Source organism: Pseudomonas sp. Irchel s3b6 (genome assembly GCF_900187415.1).
GTDB lineage: Bacteria > Pseudomonadota > Gammaproteobacteria > Pseudomonadales > Pseudomonadaceae > Aquipseudomonas.
Genome location: NZ_FYDM01000004.1, coordinates 52,361 through 70,799, shown reverse-complemented (window position 1 = coordinate 70,799; position 18,439 = coordinate 52,361). Strand labels below are relative to the sequence as shown.

18 protein-coding genes are annotated in these 18,439 nt (G+C 60.9%); 11 read left to right on the top strand and 7 right to left on the bottom strand.

Features of this window, described 5'->3' with window-relative positions; all coding sequences use genetic code 11:
* Positions 1-85 precede the first annotated feature (85 nt).
* Positions 86-748, top strand: a complete 663-nt coding sequence (gene yrfG, locus CKW07_RS08740; protein ID WP_095144534.1) for a GMP/IMP nucleotidase — start codon at positions 86-88, stop codon at positions 746-748.
* 46 nt (positions 749-794) lie between these two features.
* Here the strand turns inward: yrfG and lysM are convergent, their stop codons facing one another.
* Positions 795-1,235, bottom strand: coding sequence for a peptidoglycan-binding protein LysM (lysM, locus tag CKW07_RS08735; protein WP_095144533.1), 441 nt, complete (start codon positions 1,233-1,235; stop codon positions 795-797).
* 141 nt (positions 1,236-1,376) lie between these two features.
* On the opposite strand from lysM, the gene CKW07_RS08730 reads away from it, so the two are divergent.
* The 4 genes from CKW07_RS08730 to CKW07_RS08715 all read left to right on the top strand — a co-directional run bounded on the left by CKW07_RS08730 (position 1,377) and on the right by CKW07_RS08715 (position 6,306).
* Positions 1,377-2,264, top strand: coding sequence for a LysR family transcriptional regulator (locus CKW07_RS08730; protein ID WP_095144532.1), 888 nt, complete (start codon positions 1,377-1,379; stop codon positions 2,262-2,264).
* A 94-nt stretch (positions 2,265-2,358) separates the two neighbouring features.
* Complete coding sequence (fdhD, locus tag CKW07_RS08725; protein ID WP_095144531.1) at positions 2,359-3,198, top strand: formate dehydrogenase accessory sulfurtransferase FdhD; 840 nt, start codon at positions 2,359-2,361, stop codon at positions 3,196-3,198.
* A complete protein-coding gene (locus CKW07_RS08720; protein WP_095144530.1) occupies positions 3,195-5,543 on the top strand; it encodes an FdhF/YdeP family oxidoreductase in 2,349 nt (782 codons plus the stop codon). Before fdhD ends, CKW07_RS08720 begins: the two co-directional genes overlap by 4 nt.
* A gap of 259 nt (positions 5,544-5,802) precedes the next feature.
* On the top strand, positions 5,803-6,306 hold the full coding sequence (locus CKW07_RS08715; RefSeq protein WP_095144529.1) for a glycine zipper domain-containing protein: 504 nt from the start codon (positions 5,803-5,805) through the stop codon (positions 6,304-6,306).
* A 65-nt stretch (positions 6,307-6,371) separates the two neighbouring features.
* Here CKW07_RS08715 and CKW07_RS08710 read toward each other — a convergent pair whose 3' ends face one another.
* The 3 genes from CKW07_RS08710 to CKW07_RS08700 all read right to left on the bottom strand — a co-directional run bounded on the left by CKW07_RS08710 (position 6,372) and on the right by CKW07_RS08700 (position 10,194).
* Positions 6,372-6,803: a thioesterase family protein gene (locus tag CKW07_RS08710; protein ID WP_095144528.1), complete on the bottom strand. Its 432-nt coding sequence runs from the start codon at positions 6,801-6,803 to the stop codon at positions 6,372-6,374.
* Positions 6,804-6,852: 49 nt separating this feature from the next.
* A complete protein-coding gene (locus CKW07_RS08705; protein ID WP_095144527.1) occupies positions 6,853-8,088 on the bottom strand; it encodes a 3-hydroxyacyl-CoA dehydrogenase in 1,236 nt (411 codons plus the stop codon).
* Between the two features lie 171 nt (positions 8,089-8,259).
* Complete coding sequence (locus CKW07_RS08700) at positions 8,260-10,194, bottom strand: ATP-dependent DNA helicase RecQ (RefSeq protein ID WP_095144526.1); 1,935 nt, start codon at positions 10,192-10,194, stop codon at positions 8,260-8,262.
* Between the two features lie 263 nt (positions 10,195-10,457).
* Here CKW07_RS08700 and CKW07_RS08695 point away from each other — a divergent pair, with 263 nt between their 5' ends.
* From CKW07_RS08695 to CKW07_RS08680, 4 genes are all read left to right on the top strand, one after another.
* A complete protein-coding gene (locus tag CKW07_RS08695) occupies positions 10,458-11,549 on the top strand; it encodes a S8 family peptidase (protein WP_371850645.1) in 1,092 nt (363 codons plus the stop codon).
* A gap of 339 nt (positions 11,550-11,888) precedes the next feature.
* On the top strand, positions 11,889-12,170 hold the full coding sequence (locus CKW07_RS08690) for a hypothetical protein (RefSeq protein WP_095144524.1): 282 nt from the start codon (positions 11,889-11,891) through the stop codon (positions 12,168-12,170).
* An 86-nt stretch (positions 12,171-12,256) separates the two neighbouring features.
* The gene (locus CKW07_RS08685; RefSeq protein WP_095144523.1) at positions 12,257-12,610 is read left to right on the top strand and encodes a DUF1493 family protein; all 354 of its coding nucleotides are present in this window, start codon (positions 12,257-12,259) and stop codon (positions 12,608-12,610) included.
* A 43-nt stretch (positions 12,611-12,653) separates the two neighbouring features.
* Complete coding sequence (locus CKW07_RS08680) at positions 12,654-13,508, top strand: DMT family transporter (RefSeq protein ID WP_095144859.1); 855 nt, start codon at positions 12,654-12,656, stop codon at positions 13,506-13,508.
* A 68-nt stretch (positions 13,509-13,576) separates the two neighbouring features.
* Here the strand turns inward: CKW07_RS08680 and CKW07_RS08675 are convergent, their stop codons facing one another.
* From CKW07_RS08675 to CKW07_RS08665, 3 genes are all read right to left on the bottom strand, one after another.
* Positions 13,577-15,118, bottom strand: a complete 1,542-nt coding sequence (locus CKW07_RS08675; RefSeq protein WP_095144522.1) for a phosphoenolpyruvate carboxykinase — start codon at positions 15,116-15,118, stop codon at positions 13,577-13,579.
* Between the two features lie 179 nt (positions 15,119-15,297).
* Complete coding sequence (hslO, locus tag CKW07_RS08670; protein ID WP_095144521.1) at positions 15,298-16,200, bottom strand: Hsp33 family molecular chaperone HslO; 903 nt, start codon at positions 16,198-16,200, stop codon at positions 15,298-15,300.
* 190 nt (positions 16,201-16,390) lie between these two features.
* A complete protein-coding gene (locus tag CKW07_RS08665; RefSeq protein ID WP_095144520.1) occupies positions 16,391-16,798 on the bottom strand; it encodes an RNA-binding S4 domain-containing protein in 408 nt (135 codons plus the stop codon).
* A 279-nt stretch (positions 16,799-17,077) separates the two neighbouring features.
* Between CKW07_RS08665 and CKW07_RS08660 the strand changes: the two genes are divergently transcribed.
* Positions 17,078-17,500: an ATP-dependent zinc protease gene (locus CKW07_RS08660; protein WP_256578000.1), complete on the top strand. Its 423-nt coding sequence runs from the start codon at positions 17,078-17,080 to the stop codon at positions 17,498-17,500.
* Positions 17,497-18,402: a 30S ribosomal protein S6--L-glutamate ligase gene (rimK, locus tag CKW07_RS08655; protein WP_095082137.1), complete on the top strand. Its 906-nt coding sequence runs from the start codon at positions 17,497-17,499 to the stop codon at positions 18,400-18,402. Before CKW07_RS08660 ends, rimK begins: the two co-directional genes overlap by 4 nt.
* Positions 18,403-18,439 lie beyond the last annotated feature (37 nt).

Genomic DNA, 18,439 nt, shown 5'->3' with positions numbered 1-18,439 from the left:
GGCTCCTTGGCGTGAACGGGTTACTATACCCGGCCTGCCCTGATTGTTTATGTCGGATATCTGTTTACCGCTGGAGAAGTCTTCAATGCCATCACTGCCCTGGCGCGACATCGATACCGTTCTGCTGGATATGGACGGCACACTGCTGGACCTGCACTACGACAACCATTTCTGGATGGAGCACCTACCCCAGCGTTACGCCGAGCTGCACGGGGTGAGCCGGGCCATGGCCGAGCTGGAGCTGCAGCCGCTGTTCGAGCGTAACGCCGGCCAGTTGCAGTGGTATTGCCTGGATTTCTGGAGCAGTGAACTGAAGATCCCGGTGCGCGAGCTGAAGCTGGAGACCGCTCATCTGATTGCGCTGCGCCCGGACGCCGATACCTTTCTGGCGGCGATCAAACAGGCCGGCAAGCGCGTGATCCTGATCACCAATGCGCACCGCGACTCACTGTCGCTGAAACTGGAAAGAATCGAGCTTGCACCGTACTTCGAGCGGCTGATCAGTTCCCACGACTACGGCTTCCCCAAGGAAAACCCGCAATTCTGGGACGCCCTGCGCGCCGATATCGACTTCGACCCGGTACGCAGCCTGTTCATCGACGATACCTTGCCGATCCTGCGCAGTGCTCGGGATTTTGGCGTGGCGCATTTACTGGCGGTGAGTGTGCCGGACAGCCGCAAGGCGCCCAAAGACACCGCGGAGTTTGCGGCGGTGGGTGATTATCGGGCATTGATCGAAGGGTTGTAGCAACCATTGTGGAGAGGGAGCTTGCTCCCTCTCCACAGGTCCCGTGTTACTCAGGAATACGCAACGACTGCCCTGGATAGATCTTGTCCGGGTGCGACAGCATGGGTTTGTTGGCTTCGAAAATCTTGTTGTACAGGTTGGCATTGCCGTACACGGTCAGGGAAATCGCGCTCAGGGTGTCGCCTTTTTTCACCACCACAAAACGGGCTGCCGCAACAGTCGGACCATTCACGACGATCTGGTCGTCCACACTGCCCACGCCCGCAATATTGCCCACCGCCAGGAGGATTTTTTCTTTCTCTTCCTGACTGGCCACTTCGCCGGTCACCGTGACCTTGTCGCCATCCACCGTGGCCTGCACATTCGGGTTTCCCAGGCCGACCTTCGCGATATGCTCCTTCAACTGCTCGCTCGCATTGGCGTTACCCGGTGTCAGCAAATCAATCAGTTTCTCGCCTGCTTCTTTCACAAAGCTCAAAAGACTCATGGTGCACTCTCCTTGGGTTTATAGGTCCGGTCGCGAAAGACTAGACCAAGACGGTGCAGCGTGGTTCCCGGCCGACCAATGACGCCCATTGCGCACACGCGCTAGAATCCCCCTCCTGGCCTGCTGCGCACTGGAGCGACGATGGACATCAAACAGCTGAAATTCCTCATCGCCCTCGACGAAACCCGGCACTTTGGCCAGGCGGCCGCGCGCTGCCACATCACCCAGCCCACGCTGTCGATGCGCTTGCGCAGCCTTGAAGAAGAGCTTGATTTGCCACTGGTCAATCGCGGCCAGCGCTTTGAGGGGTTCACCGCGCCGGGCGAGCGGGTGCTGGCCTGGGCGCGCACCGTGCTCGCCGCTTATGACGGGCTGCAGGCCGAGGCAGCGGCGTGTCGCGGCAACCTGGTCGGTACGCTGCGCCTGGGGGTGGTGCCGCTGTCGAGTTTCGATCCTCTGCCGCTGATGCAACAACTGCACGGCGAACACCCCAATTTGCGCTTCGAACTGTCCGCCTTGAGTTCCGAACAGATCCTCGAGCAACTGGCCAACAACCGGCTGGACTTGGGAGTGTCCTATCTGGAGCGTCTGGACGGCGAACGCTTCGACTCGCTGGCATTCAGCGAAACCCGCATGGGCTTGCTCTATGACCAGCGCTTCTTCAGCTTCGGTGACACGCCATTGAGCTGGGAGGCGCTGATCGAGTTGCCGCTGGGCATGCTCACCAGCGGCATGCACTTTCGCCAGTCCATCGACCACAACTTCCACAGCCGGGGCCTTAACCCGCAACCGCTGCTGCAGACCGACGCCGTTCATCAACTGCTGCAAGCCGTACACGGCGGCCTGTGTTGCGCGGTGATGCCCCTGGAGGGTGGCCTGGAATCACTGACCGAGCACTTGCGCCTGCAACCGATTGAAAACGCGCAAACCCTTGGCCGGCTGGGGTTGATCATGCGTCGCAGCGCGCCACGCTCGGCGCTGGCGGAAGCCTGTTTTGCGATCTATCAGAAATCACTGGCAGGCTTTTGATCGACGGCATCTATCGGTGGATCAGTAATAGCGATTAGACGCGACACTTTGCCGCGCCTAGGATTAAGGCTGGATAACCCGCCGGTATTGCCCCATGAACGCCAAGCGTCCGGCCTGCGCGACGCCTGCTCCAGTAACGCCCGCGCCCGCCGCCAGTCAGAGCTACCAGTACTGCAACCTTGATCACAGTGAGTCAGCCAGCACCGCGCTCGCTGAGGAAGTGGCGCTGGCGATCGCCTACAACGGCATCAGCCAGGCCGTGATGCTGGTCACCCCGACCGACCTGGAAGACTTCATTGTCGGCTTCAGCCTGGGCAGTGGGATCATCAGCGACCTGTCCGACATCTATGACCTGCAATTGACGGGCGCGGGCAGCGCGCAATACGCGCAGGTCAACATTGCCAGCCGCGCCTTCTGGAACCTCAAGCAGCAGCGTCGGCAACTGGCCGGCACCAGCGGTTGCGGCCTCTGCGGCGTGGAAGCCGTGGAACAGGCCCTGCCGCAACTCAAGGTACTGCCCGGGGCACCGCTGCCTCCCGCGCACTGGCTCGAGGGCCTGCGCCAGCGCATTGGCGCCTTCCAGCCTCTGGGCCAGCACTGCGGTGCGGTGCATGCGGCGGTGTTCATGAACAACCAGGGCGAGCTGCTGCTTGGCCGTGAAGACATCGGCCGGCACAACGCCCTCGACAAGCTGATCGGCGCCCTGGTGCGCCAGAACATCCCGACGGCCGGCGGGCTGGCGATTGTCACCAGCCGCTGCAGCCTCGAACTGATCCAGAAAGTCCTGCGCGCCGGCATCCAGACCCTGGTCAGCCTGTCGTCGCCCACCGGCCTCGCCTTGCAATGGGCACGCCGGCACAACCTCAACCTCATCCACCTGCCGCAGAAAAGTGCGCCGCGGGTCTACAGCCCAGCGATGGAGAATCAAGCGTGAGCACTCATCATCAAGCCGACCAGACACCCACCCCGCGCTACAAGCCCTACAAGGGCCCGGCCGGTGGCTGGGGCGCATTGATCAGTGTTGCCCAAGCCTGGCTGACCAGCGACAACGCGCTGAAAAACCTGCGCATGATGCTCAAGACCAACCAGAACGGCGGTTTCGACTGCCCGGGTTGCGCCTGGGGCGATTCCCCGGAAAGCGGCCTGGTCAAGTTCTGTGAGAACGGTGCCAAGGCCGTCAACTGGGAAGCCACCAAGCGTCGCGTCGATGCGGCATTCTTTGCCAAGCACAGCGTCAGCGCCCTGCTGGAACAGAGCGACTACTGGCTTGAGTACCAGGGGCGGTTGACCGAGCCCATGCGCTACGACGCCGACACCGACCGCTACACCCCGATCAGCTGGGACGCGGCGTTCACGCTGATCGGCCAACACCTGCAGAACCTGCCAAGTCCCGATCAGGCCGAGTTCTACACCTCGGGACGCGCCAGCAACGAAGCGGCATACCTGTATCAATTGTTTGTCCGGGCATTCGGCACCAACAACTTCCCTGACTGCTCGAACATGTGCCACGAGGCCAGCGGCGTGGCCCTGGCGCAAAGTATCGGGGTCGGTAAAGGGACCGTGACCTTCGACGACTTCGAACATGCCGACGCGATTTTCGTCTGGGGCCAGAACCCCGGCACTAACCACCCGCGGATGCTCGACCCCCTGCGCGAAGCGGTCAAGCGTGGTGCCCAGGTGGTGTGCATCAACCCGCTGAAAGAGCGGGGCCTGGAACGCTTCCAGCACCCGCAGCACCCGATCGAAATGCTCACCAACGGCGACAAACCGACCAACACCGCGTATTTCCGTCCAGCGCTGGGTGGTGACATGGCCTTGTTGCGCGGCATGGCCAAGTTCCTCCTGCTATGGGAACGCGAAGCCCAGGGCAGTGGGGCGCCAGCCGTGTTCGACCATGACTTCCTCAACGAACACACGGTCAATATCCTCGACTACCTGAACCAGATCGACGACACTCCGTGGGAGCAGATCGTCGAGCAGTCCGGCCTGACGCTGGTCGAGATCGAACAAGCGGCGCGCATGTACGCCAAAGGCCAGAACGTCATCATGTGCTGGGCCATGGGCATCACCCAGCACCGCCACTCGGTGCCGACCATCCAGGAAATCGCCAACCTGATGCTGTTGCGCGGCAACATCGGCCGTCCAGGCGCGGGCCTGTGTCCGGTGCGCGGACACAGCAACGTGCAAGGCGACCGGACCATGGGCATCAATGAACGTCCGCCAGTGGCGTTCCTGGATTCACTGGAGCGGCGCTTCCAGTTCAAGGTGCCCCGTGAAAACGGCCACAATGTGGTCGAGGCCATTCATGCAATGCTTGAAGGCCGCTCGAAAGTCTTTATCGGCCTGGGTGGCAACTTCGCCCAGGCAACACCGGACAGCCCACGGACGTTCCAGGCGTTGCGTAACTGCGACCTCACGGTACAGATCAGCACCAAGCTCAACCGCAGCCATCTGGCCCACGGCAAAGAAGCGTTGATCCTGCCGTGCCTGGGCCGCACCGACATCGACCTGCAAACCGAAGGGGCGCAAGCGGTCACCGTGGAAGACTCCTTCAGCATGGTTCACGCCTCCAATGGCCAGCTTCAGCCGCTGTCTCGCCAGATGCGCTCCGAGCCGTCGATCATCGCCGGTATCGCCGCCGCGACCCTGGGCAGCACACCGGTCGACTGGACCTGGCTGGTCGCCGACTACCGCCGCATTCGCGAACTGATCGCCGACACCATCCCAGGCTTCAAGGACTTCAACCAGAAGATCGAACACCCGGGCGGTTTCTATCTGGGCAACAGTGCCGGCGCCCGGCGCTGGAACACGACGTCAGGTCGCGCCAACTTCCGCCCCAACATCCTGCCGACGGATCTTGTGCACGAACGCACCCGCGCCACCGGGCAGTTGCCGGATCTGATCATGCAGTCGATGCGCTCCCACGATCAGTACAACACCACCATCTACGGGCTCGATGATCGTTACCGTGGCGTCAAGGGGCAGCGTGACGTGCTGTTCGTCAATGAAGCCGACATCATTCGCCTGGGCTTCAAGCCCGGGCAAAAGGCCGACATCGTGTCGATCTGGGATGACGGTCGCGAACGGCGGGTCAAGGGCTTCACCTTGCTGGCGTTTGACATTCCAGCCGGGCAGGCGGCAGCCTACTACCCGGAAGTGAACCCGCTGGTGCCGCTGGAAAGCACTGGGGATGGCAGCCATACGCCCACCTCCAAGTTCGTGGCGATCCGCCTGGAAGCCGCCAGTGACAGCGGGCTGATCATGGCCAGGTCGGCCTGAGGGAAGGCGTCCGCGCATTGCACCAGTGTCGCCCTGCCGGCTGCACTCGCGGCGCTTTCCAAACGCCCACAAAAAAGGCCGCTTTTACATAAAAGCGGCCTATCCCAAGTAGCTAAAGACCCGCGAAAAACAATAAAGTTCCGTCTAAAAAACAACAACTTAGCAAAATGTGCACAAGTCGTGTTACTCGTCGGATTTCGATTGTAACCGTCCTGTCACAGCCTCAGGATCGCCTCGTCATCCCTTTGAGGCTCCTCTAATGAAGTTCTCCTCGATTCTCTTGTTGTCCCTTGGCCTGATCAGCGGCGTAGCGTCAGCTGGAGGCAACACCGAAGCCGGTGTGGGCGGCGCATTGGGCGGGGTTCTTGGCTCGGTCGTCGGTCAGTCACTGGGCGGTAACACTGGCTCAACCATTGGTGCCGCACTGGGTGGTGCGGGCGGCAGTGCGGTGGGTGCCAACAAACACAGCCGTGGTGAAGCCGCCATCGGCGGTGCACTCGGCGCGGCGGGCGGCAACGTGGTCGGTCGCAACGTAGGCGGCACCACAGGCAGCCTGATCGGCGCAGCCGCTGGCGGTGGTGCGGGTGGCGCGCTGGGCAACTACATGGGCAACAAATACGATAACGATGATGACGATGACGATAACGGTCATCGCCGCTATCGCGGTGGCCACGACGATCGCCGCTACTACCGTGATGGTCACCCGGGCCGTGGCCATGCCTATGGGCATCGCAAGCACAAGCACCGTTACTATCGCGACTAAACACCACGCCGCATCACGACCGAGACTCAAAAAAAATCGCAGCCCCCGGGCTGCGATTTTTCGTTTCACACCACCAACCGCTCCAGGGCCTGGCGCAACCCGCCAGGAATCGACACCGGCTGGTTCGACGCCCGGTCCACAAAAACGTGGACAAAGCGCCCCGCCGCGCATGCGTCCTCTTCCCCCGCCTTGAACACGGCCAGCTCGTACTGCACCGAACTGTTGCCCAGTTTTCCTACCCGCAAGCCGATCTCGATGCGTTCGGGAAAGGCAATCGATGCGAAGTAGTCACAGGCCGAGCTCACCACAAAGCCCACGACCTCGCCGTCGTGAATATCCAGGCCACCGACTTCGATCAGGTAGGTGTTCACCGCCGTATCGAAAAAGCTGTAGTAGGTCACGTTGTTCACATGACCGTAGACATCATTGTCGTGCCACCGGGTGATGATCGGCTGGAAGTGACGGTAGTCGGCGCGTTGTGGCATGCGGTCGGTCATCGGGATTTCTCACGCAAAGGGCTGCCAGTGTAATCGCAGCAACGCTTGATCAGACAGCCTGCCACTGGGCAAAACGTCCGTCCTTGGCCGCCAGCTCAGCGATCACGCGCGCCGGCTTCCACAACGCACCCTGTTCAGCCTCAAGGCGCAGCAAACGGGCATGGATGTTCGCCAGCCCCTGCTGATCGGCCCAGGCCATTGGCCCGCCCTTGTCCGCCGGAAAACCATAGCCGTTGAGGTACACCCGATCGATGTCGTGAGCGCAATCGGCGATACCTTCCTGAAGAATCTTCGCCCCTTCGTTCACCAGGGCCAGCAGGCAGCGCTCAAGGATCTCTTCGGTGCTGATCTCCCGACGCTGGTAGCCCAGCTCTTCACTGACTCGCTGCACCAGCGCATCCACCTCGACATCGTGCTCGGCCTGACGGCTTCCGGGCTCGTAGTGGTAGAAACCGTTGCCACTCTTCTGACCGAAACGCCCCAGTTCGCACAGACGGTTATCCACCTGAATCTCGGCTTCGTCCTGACCGACACCCGCCAGCTCCCGTGCGCGCCAGCCGAGGTCGATGCCAACCACGTCGTACATGCGGAACGGCCCCATGGCAAAACCGAAGCCTTGCAGCGCCGCATCCACCTGATAGGGGAACGCGCCTTCAAGCAACATCTTGCGTGCTTCGAGCACGTAGGTATTGAGCATCCGGTTGCCGATAAAACCGAAGCAGTTGCCCGCCACCACACTGACCTTGCCCATGCGCTGGCCCAGCGCCCCGGCAGCCTCGAGCACCGCTGGGGCCGTCTGCGCACCCCGGACGATTTCCAGCAGTTTCATGATGTGCGCCGGGCTGAAGAAGTGCAGGCCCAGCACCTGTTGAGGACGCTGTGTCACGGCGGCAATGGCGTCGATGTCCAGCGCCGAGGTGTTACTGGCGAGAATCGCTTCGGGCTTGAGCAGGCCATCGAGCTCACGAAAAATGTTCTGCTTGAGCTCGAGGTTTTCGTAGACCGCCTCGATCACCAGGTCGACGTCGCGGATCGCCGGATAGTCGAGCGCCGCAGCCACCCGAGCGATCCGCGCATCGGCTTCGGCTTGATCGATGCGACCCTGACGGACGTTGTGGGCCCAGGTGTCGGCAATGGCTGTAAGGGCCTGGTCGAGCATCTGCGGATTGTTGTCGACCCATTGCACCGGCACCCCGGCGTTGGCCAGGCACATGACGATGCCACGGCCCATGGTGCCTGCGCCGATCACGGCGGCACGCTGAATCTGGAAGGGCGTCTGGCTCATTGTTTGCTCTCTTGTTGGCGATCCAAAGACAGCGTCCACCATAGTCAGCCCGGCAGCGTTTTTGAACTTTATTCCCGTGATGGGCGACATTCAGCGGATGGATGTTCCCCCCTACTCAACACTCGATCATTCCCTCGCTCTGCGTGGGAATGCAGCCCGTGACGCTCCGCGTCAGCCCGGCAACTGGCTTTGCGCCCAACCCCGCACCTCGGCATAGGGATAGTCCTCCAGTGCTGCAAACCCGTGGATCGCGCGAGCCTTGAGCTTGGTGAACAGCGGCACGCTGATGCCGCACAAGAACCGGGTCAGGCGTTCTGCACTCGGCACACTGCCGTTGTAGGCCTGATGCTTGTGGATAAAATCGCCACAGAGCGCATCGAAGTTTTTATCCACAAGCGCAGGCAACAGCGGCGGCTCCGGTAAACGGGCAACCTGTCCATGACACACCGAACAATGCCCACATTGTTGCGGTGCATTATCGTCGCCGAAATACCGCGCCAAGCGGTGACCCAGGCAGTGCTCGGTGGCGAACAGGTCGAGCATCGCGTGGATACGTGCGATTTCCGTACGCTCATGTCGGGTGAAATAGGCGTGCAGTTCGACGCTCAAGGCCTGAGCGTCAAAATGGCTCTGCAACAGGCTGTAGACCTCGGTCATCTGCTTGCTTTCAAGCTCGACCCAGCCTTTTTCCTGAAAGTAATCCAGCGCCTTGACCACCCGGGCACGCTCGGCCTGATGCTGGAGATACAGCGCGTCGAAATTCACGGTGGCCCAGGTTCGCGCCCGGTTCGAGGTCTGGATGATCGCGTCGACGAAGTCCCGGCGCTCGCCCTCGAAACGCGCCAACAGCACCTCGGGTTCCACCAGGAACTTGAACCGGTACTCGGCAAAGTAGGCATAACGAGGCGCGATCAAACCTTTGAGCTCAAGCTGCACCAGCAAGGTCTTGAGCGGCAACTGGCGAATGTTGCTCTGGTCGGCCAGCGGCCCCAGCAGGAACTCCCACTGCCCGTCCGGCGCTGCGGCCTGCAGTTCATCCAGCACACAACGGATGCCCTCCAGTTCCGGCGTATCGCCATAAACGAAGTTCTCCAGCACGTTGAGGCTGTCGCGGTTGGCCAGCACCAGGCAATCGGATGGCTGCCCGTCACGCCCGGCACGACCGATTTCCTGGCTGTAGTTCTCGATGGATTTGGGCAGGTCGAAATGCACTACGTTGCGGATATCGCTCTTGTCGATACCCATGCCAAAGGCGATGGTAGCGACGATGCAAGTGGACTGCCCACCCATGAACCGGCGTTGAATCGCCTCGCGCTGCTCATGGGGTAAACCCGCGTGGTAGGCCTCGGCCTGAAGCCCGTTCTGGCTCAGGTGCTGGGCAATCTGCTCGGCGGTTTTCTGCAAGGTCACGTAGACGATGCTCGGCTGCCCGGCACGCTGGCCCATCCACTCCAGCAGGCGGCGGCGCTTGTCCTGGCCGCGCACCGGTTCAACCAGCAAATTGAGGTTAGGCCGGTAGAATCCGGTGGTCACCACATCGTCTGGTGCAATGGCGAACTTCGCCTGCATGTCGGCGATCACCTTGGGCGTGGCGGTCGCGGTCAGCAGCAAGGTCTGGGGGATATTGAACTGGCGTTGGTAGTCCGGCAGCTTCAGGTAATCGGGGCGGAAGTTGTGGCCCCACTCGGAAATGCAGTGCGCCTCGTCCACCACCAACAACGAGATCGGCACCTGCTGCAGGAAGTTGCGAAAGCGCTCGTTCTTCAGGCGCTCCACGGAAATCATCAGGATCTTCAACTCGCCACTGCGCGCCCGCGCCATCACCTCGTTGGCGTCATCGCGACTCTGGGCCGAATCAATACTCGCTGCCGCGATCCCGTGGCGCTGCAAGAACGCCAACTGGTCCTGCATCAGCGCCAGCAACGGCGAGACCACCAGTGTCAGGTGCGGCAGCAACAAGGCGGGCAGTTGATAACACAAGGACTTGCCAGACCCGGTCGGGAAAATCGCCGCTGCCGAACGTCCGGCCAGCACCGCACTGACTGCCGCTTCCTGGCCAGGCCGGAACTGTGGATAACCAAAGACCTGTTCGAGGGTGTTGTGCATAAGCGGTCACTCCGTTGACGGCTGCCACGCCAAAGGCCCGGACAGAGAAGCAGCGCGTAGAGAAAAGGTCGGGGGCGAAACGCTCTCGATAGATACAAACAGAACCACTAATTCTCTCATGAACCAAGGGCTCAATCGTTTAGGTTCATGACTTACCTGACGGGCCTGAGCGCCCCATTGAAAAGCCGGCCACAGGCGAAGCGTCCTCGTCGCAGGAAGCTTCGCAGGCATGGATGCCACTGAAGGAACACCCTATGAATCAAATGCTACCGTCTCTTGCTCTCTTGCGACCATCACGCCTGGGCTTGGTCGCCCTGCCGCTGCTGCTGAGCGGCTGCCAGAACATGACCACACCTGCCGTAGTCGACCCTGCCGCACAGGGTTACGAAACACCGGAATATCACGCCCTGAAAGGGCTGGCGATCATTAAAGCGTCGTCAATCTACGCTCGCGGCGCAAGCGGTCAGGGCGTGAGCGTCGCCCTGATCGACTCCGGGCTGAATGCCGACCTGCCTGAGTTCCAGGGACGCATTGGCGATCCTGGATACGATTACGTGACGAACCAGCCGGGTACGACCGACAGGGTCGGCCACGGAACACAGATGGCCGGCATCATTGCCGCCAACAAGGATGATCAAGGCATGCATGGTGTCGCTTTCAGCGCCCAACTGATCCCCATGCGATTTGGCGATGATGATCAACCCTTCTTCTTCGACAGTGAAATCGCTCAGTCGTGGACGTATGCGTTCGGCAAAGGGGCGCGTATTTTCAACAACTCATGGGCCAATGACATTCCGGCAACCGAGATCACCGAGTCGCGCTACAAGCAGGTCATGCCCGAATCCCTCACCGTGGCCCGGCAACTGGTCAATGAGGGCGCGGTGTTCGTGTTTCCGACCGGCAATGAGCTCAGACGCGAACCCCTGGCCGAGCCCGGCTTGCCAGTGGCGGTGCCGGAGCTGGAAAAGGGATGGCTCGCCGTCGTTGCCCTGAAGCAGGACGGCACAGCCATCAACGCCAAATCAAACTACTGCGGCGTTGCCAGGGACTGGTGCATCGCTATTCCCGGGGGTGACTCCGCCGCCGGCACTGGCTTGCAGACCACCTTGAAGTCCGGCAAGTACGGCGAAACGGCGGGTACTTCACCGGCTGCGGCCATGGTCAGCGGGGCCCTGGCCGCATTGCAGAGCCGTTACCCGCAGATGAGCCCGCAACAGATTCGCCAGCACCTGCTCAAACACACAAACCGGACCGGCATCTATGCCAACAGCGAAGTGTACGGCCAGGGCCTGCTGGACCTTGAAGCGGCCTCCCGTCAACCACCACGGCACGTGATCGGGCAAGGAACTGATTGAAACATCGATACCTCACAGCAGCCGGAGACGACTGCTGTACGGGAAAGCCCCTACAAATATTGACGCCCCCTCTGCTGCAGTTTTACTGGTGAAACCACGTAAGCACCTGAACAATCCGGCTTATCGATCGCTCACTACGAATACCTCAACCCCAGAGTAGGACGAAGACGCAACAGCCTGAAAACGCCCTACAGGTCCTGTCCATGCGGGCCATCTTGCTGAATTCAAACAGTCCTCTTTATAGTTTGCTGCGCAGCCGGGCACCGTAAGTGTGAACGCTCTTGCGTCAGCGCACGGCCCTGCCGAGCGACTCCGCCAATGCGCACTGGACTGACCCCGATGAACACCAGCACCTCGCCAACAGACCGTTACCACCCGCTCAATTCCACCGCGGGTGACACTCCCGCGCTGCTCATCGACACCCTGGCCAGCCCCCAGGCCCTGCTCGACGCCGCCCAGCAACGCATCCGTGCCGCCAGCGACCTGCTCGAAACGCTGTATTGCCTGAGTTTCAACCAGGCCGACTGCAAAGACATCCCGCACATCGTCAACGCGCTGTACCTGTTGACGCAGGATGGCAGCGATTTGCTGCAGGTGGTGCAACAGCGGATGGCGCAATAGAACGAGCCTTGCTCGCGGAACCAGAACCTTTCCCGCAAGCCCGGCACGCCCTACCATGCCTGCCTGCCTCAACCGGAAGGTCAACCATGAACCTCGCCCCCCACTTCCCCGATGACCACGCCATGCGCCTGCTCATGCAGTTGCTGCACGAAGAACTCGGCCTGCCCGAACGCAAAACCATCAGCCTCGATACCTCGATCAATTTCGATCTTGGCTGCGACGGCACAGATGCCCGGCACCTGATGGAAGCACTGGAAGAACAGTTCGCCATCGACTTCATCGACTACGACGCCTATCGCTACTTCCAACCCGAAGGCTACGATGTGTTCATCAAGCGCAGGGCCAAGGGGCGGGGCGACAAGCTCCCGCTGACTATCGGCATGCTCTACCAGGCCAGCAAGGCCCAACGCTGGGACACGCAGGTGCTCGAAGGCCTGTAGCGTCCACAGCGCATCACTATAAGGACATAGCGTGGACGTACTGATGGGCCTGTTGGCGGCTGCACTCTGGGGGGGCACGGATTTTTTCATGGGCCTGAACGCCCGCGCGGTCGGCGTGAAGCGCGCCGTGTATTTTGGCCAGGCCCTGGGCTTTGTGATCATGAGCCTGCTGCTGGTGATATTCCCCGCCTACCTGCTCAAGTCCCTCGCTGCGCCCTTGAGCGTCTGGGGCATGGGGGTGTGCGCCGCCGTGCTCACCGTCTCCGGCGCCCTGTCGCTGTCCAAGGCCTTCTCCCTCGGCAAGGCCTCCATCGTCGCGCCGCTGGTGACCTCCTATGGTGTGGTCACCACCCTGCTGTCCTGGGCCAGTGGTGAACACATCAGCCTGATCCAGTGGCTGTGCATTGCCCTCTGCGTGGTCGGCGTCATCCTGTCCGGCCGCCACGCCGACAGCGGCCTGCCCCACAGCACGGATACCCGTCAATCCATTGCCTTCGCCCTGCTTGCCGCCGTGTTCTACGGCACCAGTTTCTGGCTGCAAGGCCAGTTCATCCTGCCGGTCCTGGGGCCGATCACCATGCTCTGGCTCGCCTACCTGGTGGGCTTCAGCGTATTGGTGTTGATCGTTCTCAAGATCAAGGATGGCCTGAAGATCCCACCGCTGAAAAACTGCATGACCCTCACCGCCGCCAGCCTGATGAACCTCGGGGGTTTTTCTTCGTTTGCCTGGGGCGCGGCGGTGGGTTCGGTGTCCGTGGTGACAGTGATCAGCACACTGTCTGGCGGGATTGCGGCAATCCTGGGGTATGTGTTTTTCAAAGAGCGCCTGGGAAAAGTACAGGTGCTGGGGGTTGTCCTGGTGCTGGTGGGGGCGTTTGTATTGCACCTGAAAACCTGAGGCGAACGCTGAATGACAAAAAAAAGCCGCCCCGAAGGGCGGCTTTCTCATTTGCATCAAACCAACACTTACAACTTAGGACCCGCAGCCTTGATCGCGTCGCTCACGTCGAACTTCTTGAAGTTCTCGATGAACAGGCCGGCCAGTGCCTTGGCGGCTTCGTCGTAGGCGGCTTTGTCAGCCCAGGTGTTGCGCGGGTTCAGCAGGCCAGTCTCAACGCCCGGTACGGCCAGTGGCACGTCGAGGTTGATGGTGTCCAGGTGCTCGGTCTCGGCACCGATCAACGCGCCGCTCTGGATCGCTGCGATCACGCCGCGAGTGGTCGGGATGTTGAAGCGGTTGCCAACACCGTAGCCACCGCCGGTCCAGCCGGTGTTGACCAGGTAGACCTTGGAGCCGAAGCCGCGGATGCGCTTGATCAGCAGCTCTGCGTATTCGCCAGCCGGACGCGGGAAGAACGGTGCGCCGAAGCAGGTGGAGAAGGTCGACTTGATGCCACTGCCCGAACCCATTTCAGTCGAGCCCACCAGAGCGGTGTAGCCGGACAGGAAGTGGTAGGCCGCTTGCTCTTCGCTGAGGATCGACACAGGTGGCAGTACGCCGGTCAGGTCGCAGGTCAGGAAGATCACAGCGTTTGGCTCGCCACCGAGGTTTTGCTCGGAACGCTTCTCGACGTGTTCCAGCGGGTAGGCTGCGCGGCTGTTCTGGGTCAGGCTGCCGTCGGCGTAGTCCGCTTTCTTGGCATCGTCCAGCACAACGTTTTCCAGGACCGCGCCGTGCTTGATGGCTTTCCAGATAACCGGCTCATTCTTCTCGGACAGGTCGATGCACTTGGCATAGCAACCGCCTTCGATGTTGAACACCACGCCCTCGCCCCAGCCGTGCTCGTCGTCACCGATCAGGTAACGGCTTTCATCGGCGGACAGGGTGGTTTTGCCAGTACCGGACAAACCGAAGAACAGGGTCACGTCGCCCTCTTCACCGATGTTGGCAGCACAGTGCATTGGCAGCACGTCGGCGGCCGGCAGCAGGAAGTTCTGCACCGAGAACATGGCTTTCTTCATTTCACCGGCGTAACGCATGCCAGCGATCAGTACTTTCTTCTGAGCGAAGTTGATGATCACGCAGCCATCGGAGTTGGTGCCATCACGCTCTGGAACGCACTCGAAGTTGGCAACGTTGAGGACCTGCCACTCTTCACGGCCAGCCGGGTTGTACTGGGCTGGATTGATGAAGAGGCAGCGGCCGAACAGGTTCTGCCAGGCGGTCTGAGTGGTCATTTTCACGGCCAGGTAGTGCTCGGCGGCCGCACCTACATGCACGTGGGAAACGAAATGCTCTTGCCCGTTGTTGAACGCCTCGACGCGAGCCCACAGGGCATCGAACTTGTCGGCCGGGAACTTGCGGTTGATCGCGCCCCAGGCGATTGCGTCCTGAGTGCCTGGCTCTTCAACAATGAAACGGTCAGCGGGCGAGCGGCCGGTACGGTGACCGGTGCGAACAACCAGCGCGCCGGTATCGGCAAGCTCGCCTTCACCGCGATTGAGGGCTTGTTTAACCAGATCATCAACACTCAGATCGGTGTACACGGCGTTATTGGCTTGCGTCATGAGGTTCCCCGTCGGCCAGTGGCCGAGTGCTCCAAACGTTTTGTAGTAGAAAGTCCTGCACTACTACCGCGAAAAAAGTGGGCCGGATTATGCCAGAAACGCCCAAAAAAAGTAGGGCCCTCCCGTCAGGACGGCGTTATACCAGCATTTGCCAGTTAATTTACCTGCGCTGAAACGTTTTAGTGACGAGTATCTGACGGCGTATCGACACCCGCTCCGGCGAACAATTGGGTGATATCGGCCGCATCGAACAGATAACGCTCATTGCAGAACTGGCAGTCGATCTCGATCGCGCCACCGTGCTCAAGCACCAACTTCTGAGCATCGTCCTGACCCAGGCTGACCAGCGCGTTACCGGAGCGCTCACGGGAGCAACTGCAACGGAAGCGCAGTTTCTGCACGTCGAACAGACGGACCTGCTCTTCGTGATAGAGGCGGTGCAACACGGTTTCGTTGTCCAGGCTCAGCAGTTCATCGGCGGTCAGGGTGCTGCCCAGCGCGGTGATGTGCTGCCAGCTGGCGGCGCGTTCTTCTTCATCTTTCAGGCGGTCGGCCGGCAGTTGTTGCAGCAGCAGGCCACGGGCGCGACGGCCATCGGCGTGCAGCCAGAAACGCGTACCCACTTGTTGGGACATGACGAAATAGTTGGTGAAGCATTCCGACAGGGTCGCGCCGTCGAGGTCGACGATACCCTGATAGCGCTGGCCCTGGGTCGGGTCGACGGTCAGTGCCAGGACACCGTTGGGCATCAGGTCGGCCAGGGTCGCATCAGGAGCGATCTTGTCCGCCTCATAACGGGCCAGGCCGCGAATTTCGCGCGCGCTCGAGCATTCGATCATCAGCAGCGGAACCGGGCCTTCGGAGCGCGCCTGAAGGATCAGCAAGCCATCGAACTTCAAGGTGCCGACCAGCAGCGCCGCGGCCGCCATCAACTCGCCAAGCAGTTGAGCTACCGGCTCCGGATAGGGGTGCTTGGCAAGGACTTCGGCATAGCTACGCTCCAACGCAACCAGCTCGCCACGGGTATCGCTGTCATCGAAGATGAAGCGTTGGGTGTAGTCGGTATCCGGTAGATCAGTCATAGGTCTGGGTATCTGAAGTGATAACAAAATAAGTACGAGGGCCGGAAATCACAAACTCGCACCCCCTTGGGTGCGTGATTTTCAACCATGGGAGGCATTTTATGGACAATCGGGGCGCGTTCCAAGCAAGGTTGGACGCTCGGCGATGGATGCGCTGTCATTGAGTCCCGATAACGCTACCGGGATCAGGTTACTCCGCTGTATTCCCACCATGGAACTTGAACAGATCCCGGCGCTGTTTCTTGCTCGGCTTGCCGTCGGTGCTGACGCCCAGGGCGCCAGCCTTGCGCTGGGCAGCGGCGTTTTCGCGCTTGGCGATACTGGCTGGGGTCTCAACGTACAATGTCTGGGCTTCGGGGGCACCACGACGCACGATCGACAGCGCCTGGACCACCACCGTGCGCTCGTCGAAACCGGTCCGGATCTGAAACTCGTCACCGATTCTAGGCTCCTTGCCCGGCTTGCAACGCTCACCCCGACAATGCACTTTGCCGCTCTCGATGGCGGCCTTGGCCAGCGCGCGTGTCTTGTAGAATCGCGCCGCCCACAACCACTTGTCGAGACGGACTTTATCGTCCTCTTCGGTTTTTTGTGCCATGGGATTTCCTCATTCTGAAATATTTCCGAACTGTACTACCGTTTCTGTCGTGCCATGAATTTCACCCGGTCAGCTTACAATGCGCGACGTCCTCGGGCTGCACCCGAGGGAAGGAAATCCGGGCTGTAGATATCTGTCGCCTTTTAACCACTATTCTGCGTGAATACTGCACATTCGACCGCATCGCGGTACAGCGGTTTTCTCACCGGCTGAGCACATTTGAAGACATTTGACCATTTGACCGTTGTGGGTCTGCGCGAGTGGGTGGCGCTTCCCGGCCTGGGAGTCGCGGGCCTGCGGGCGAAAATCGACACCGGTGCCAGCACCTCCAGCCTGCACGCCACCGATATCGAGCCGTTCGAGCGCGACGGTGAGAAATGGGTGCGTTTTACCGCGCACCTGGGCACGGTGGTGCAATTGCGTCACCGCCGCTGCGAAGCACCGCTGGTGACGCGCAAAACCATTAAAAGCTCCAATGGCCAGGCGCAGGTGCGCTACGTGATCAGCACCACCCTGGCGCTCGGTGACCGGGTCTGGCGGGTCGAGTTCACGCTTGCCTGCCGCAAGTCCATGCGCTATCGCCTGCTACTCGGCTCCAAAGCCCTGATCGACGGCCAGTTGGTCGTCAACCCAGGCATTAAATACGTACAAGACAAGCCGGTGTTCCCGGCGTCCACTACCTTCTCCACAGGTGTTGCATGAAGATCGCTGTGCTGTCGCGAAACCCGCGTCTGTATTCCACTCGTCGTTTGGTTGAAGCCGGGACCGAACGCGGCCATGAGATGGTGGTGATCGATACCCTGCGCGCCTATATGAACATCGCCAGTCATAAGCCGCAGATCCACTATCGGGGCAAACCACTGGAAGGCTTTGACGCGGTAATCCCGCGAATCGGCGCTTCGGTGACGTTTTATGGCTGCGCGGTGTTGCGCCAGTTCGAAATGATGGGCGTGTTCCCGCTCAACGAGTCGGTGGCCATCGCCCGCTCGCGGGACAAACTGCGCTCGCTGCAACTGCTGTCACGTCGTGGAATCGGTTTGCCGGTCACCGGTTTTGCCCACTCCCCGGACGACATTCCTGACCTGATCGACATGGTCAACGGCGCGCCGCTGGTGATCAAAGTGCTGGAAGGCACCCAGGGCATTGGTGTGGTGCTGTGTGAAACGGCCACCGCGGCGGAATCGGTGATCGAAGCGTTCATGGGCCTCAAGCAGAACATCATGGTTCAGGAGTACATCAAGGAAGCCGGCGGCGCGGACATTCGCTGCTTCGTGGTCGGCGACAAGGTGATTGCCGCGATGAAGCGCCAGGCCAAGCCCGGCGAGTTCCGCTCCAACCTGCACCGGGGCGGCAGCGCCAGCCTGATCAAGATCACTCCGGAAGAGCGCATGACAGCATTGCGCGCGGCCAAGGTCATGGGCCTGGCGGTCGCGGGCGTGGACATCCTGCGTTCCAACCACGGGCCACTGGTGATGGAAGTGAATTCATCACCGGGCCTGGAAGGGATTGAAACCACCACCAACAAGGACGTGGCGGGGATCATCATTCAGCACCTGGAGAAGAATGGCGGGCCGAACATGACGCGGACCAAGGGGAAAGGATAAGAGCAGCTGTAAGCCTCAAGTTATAAGCTGCAAGAGA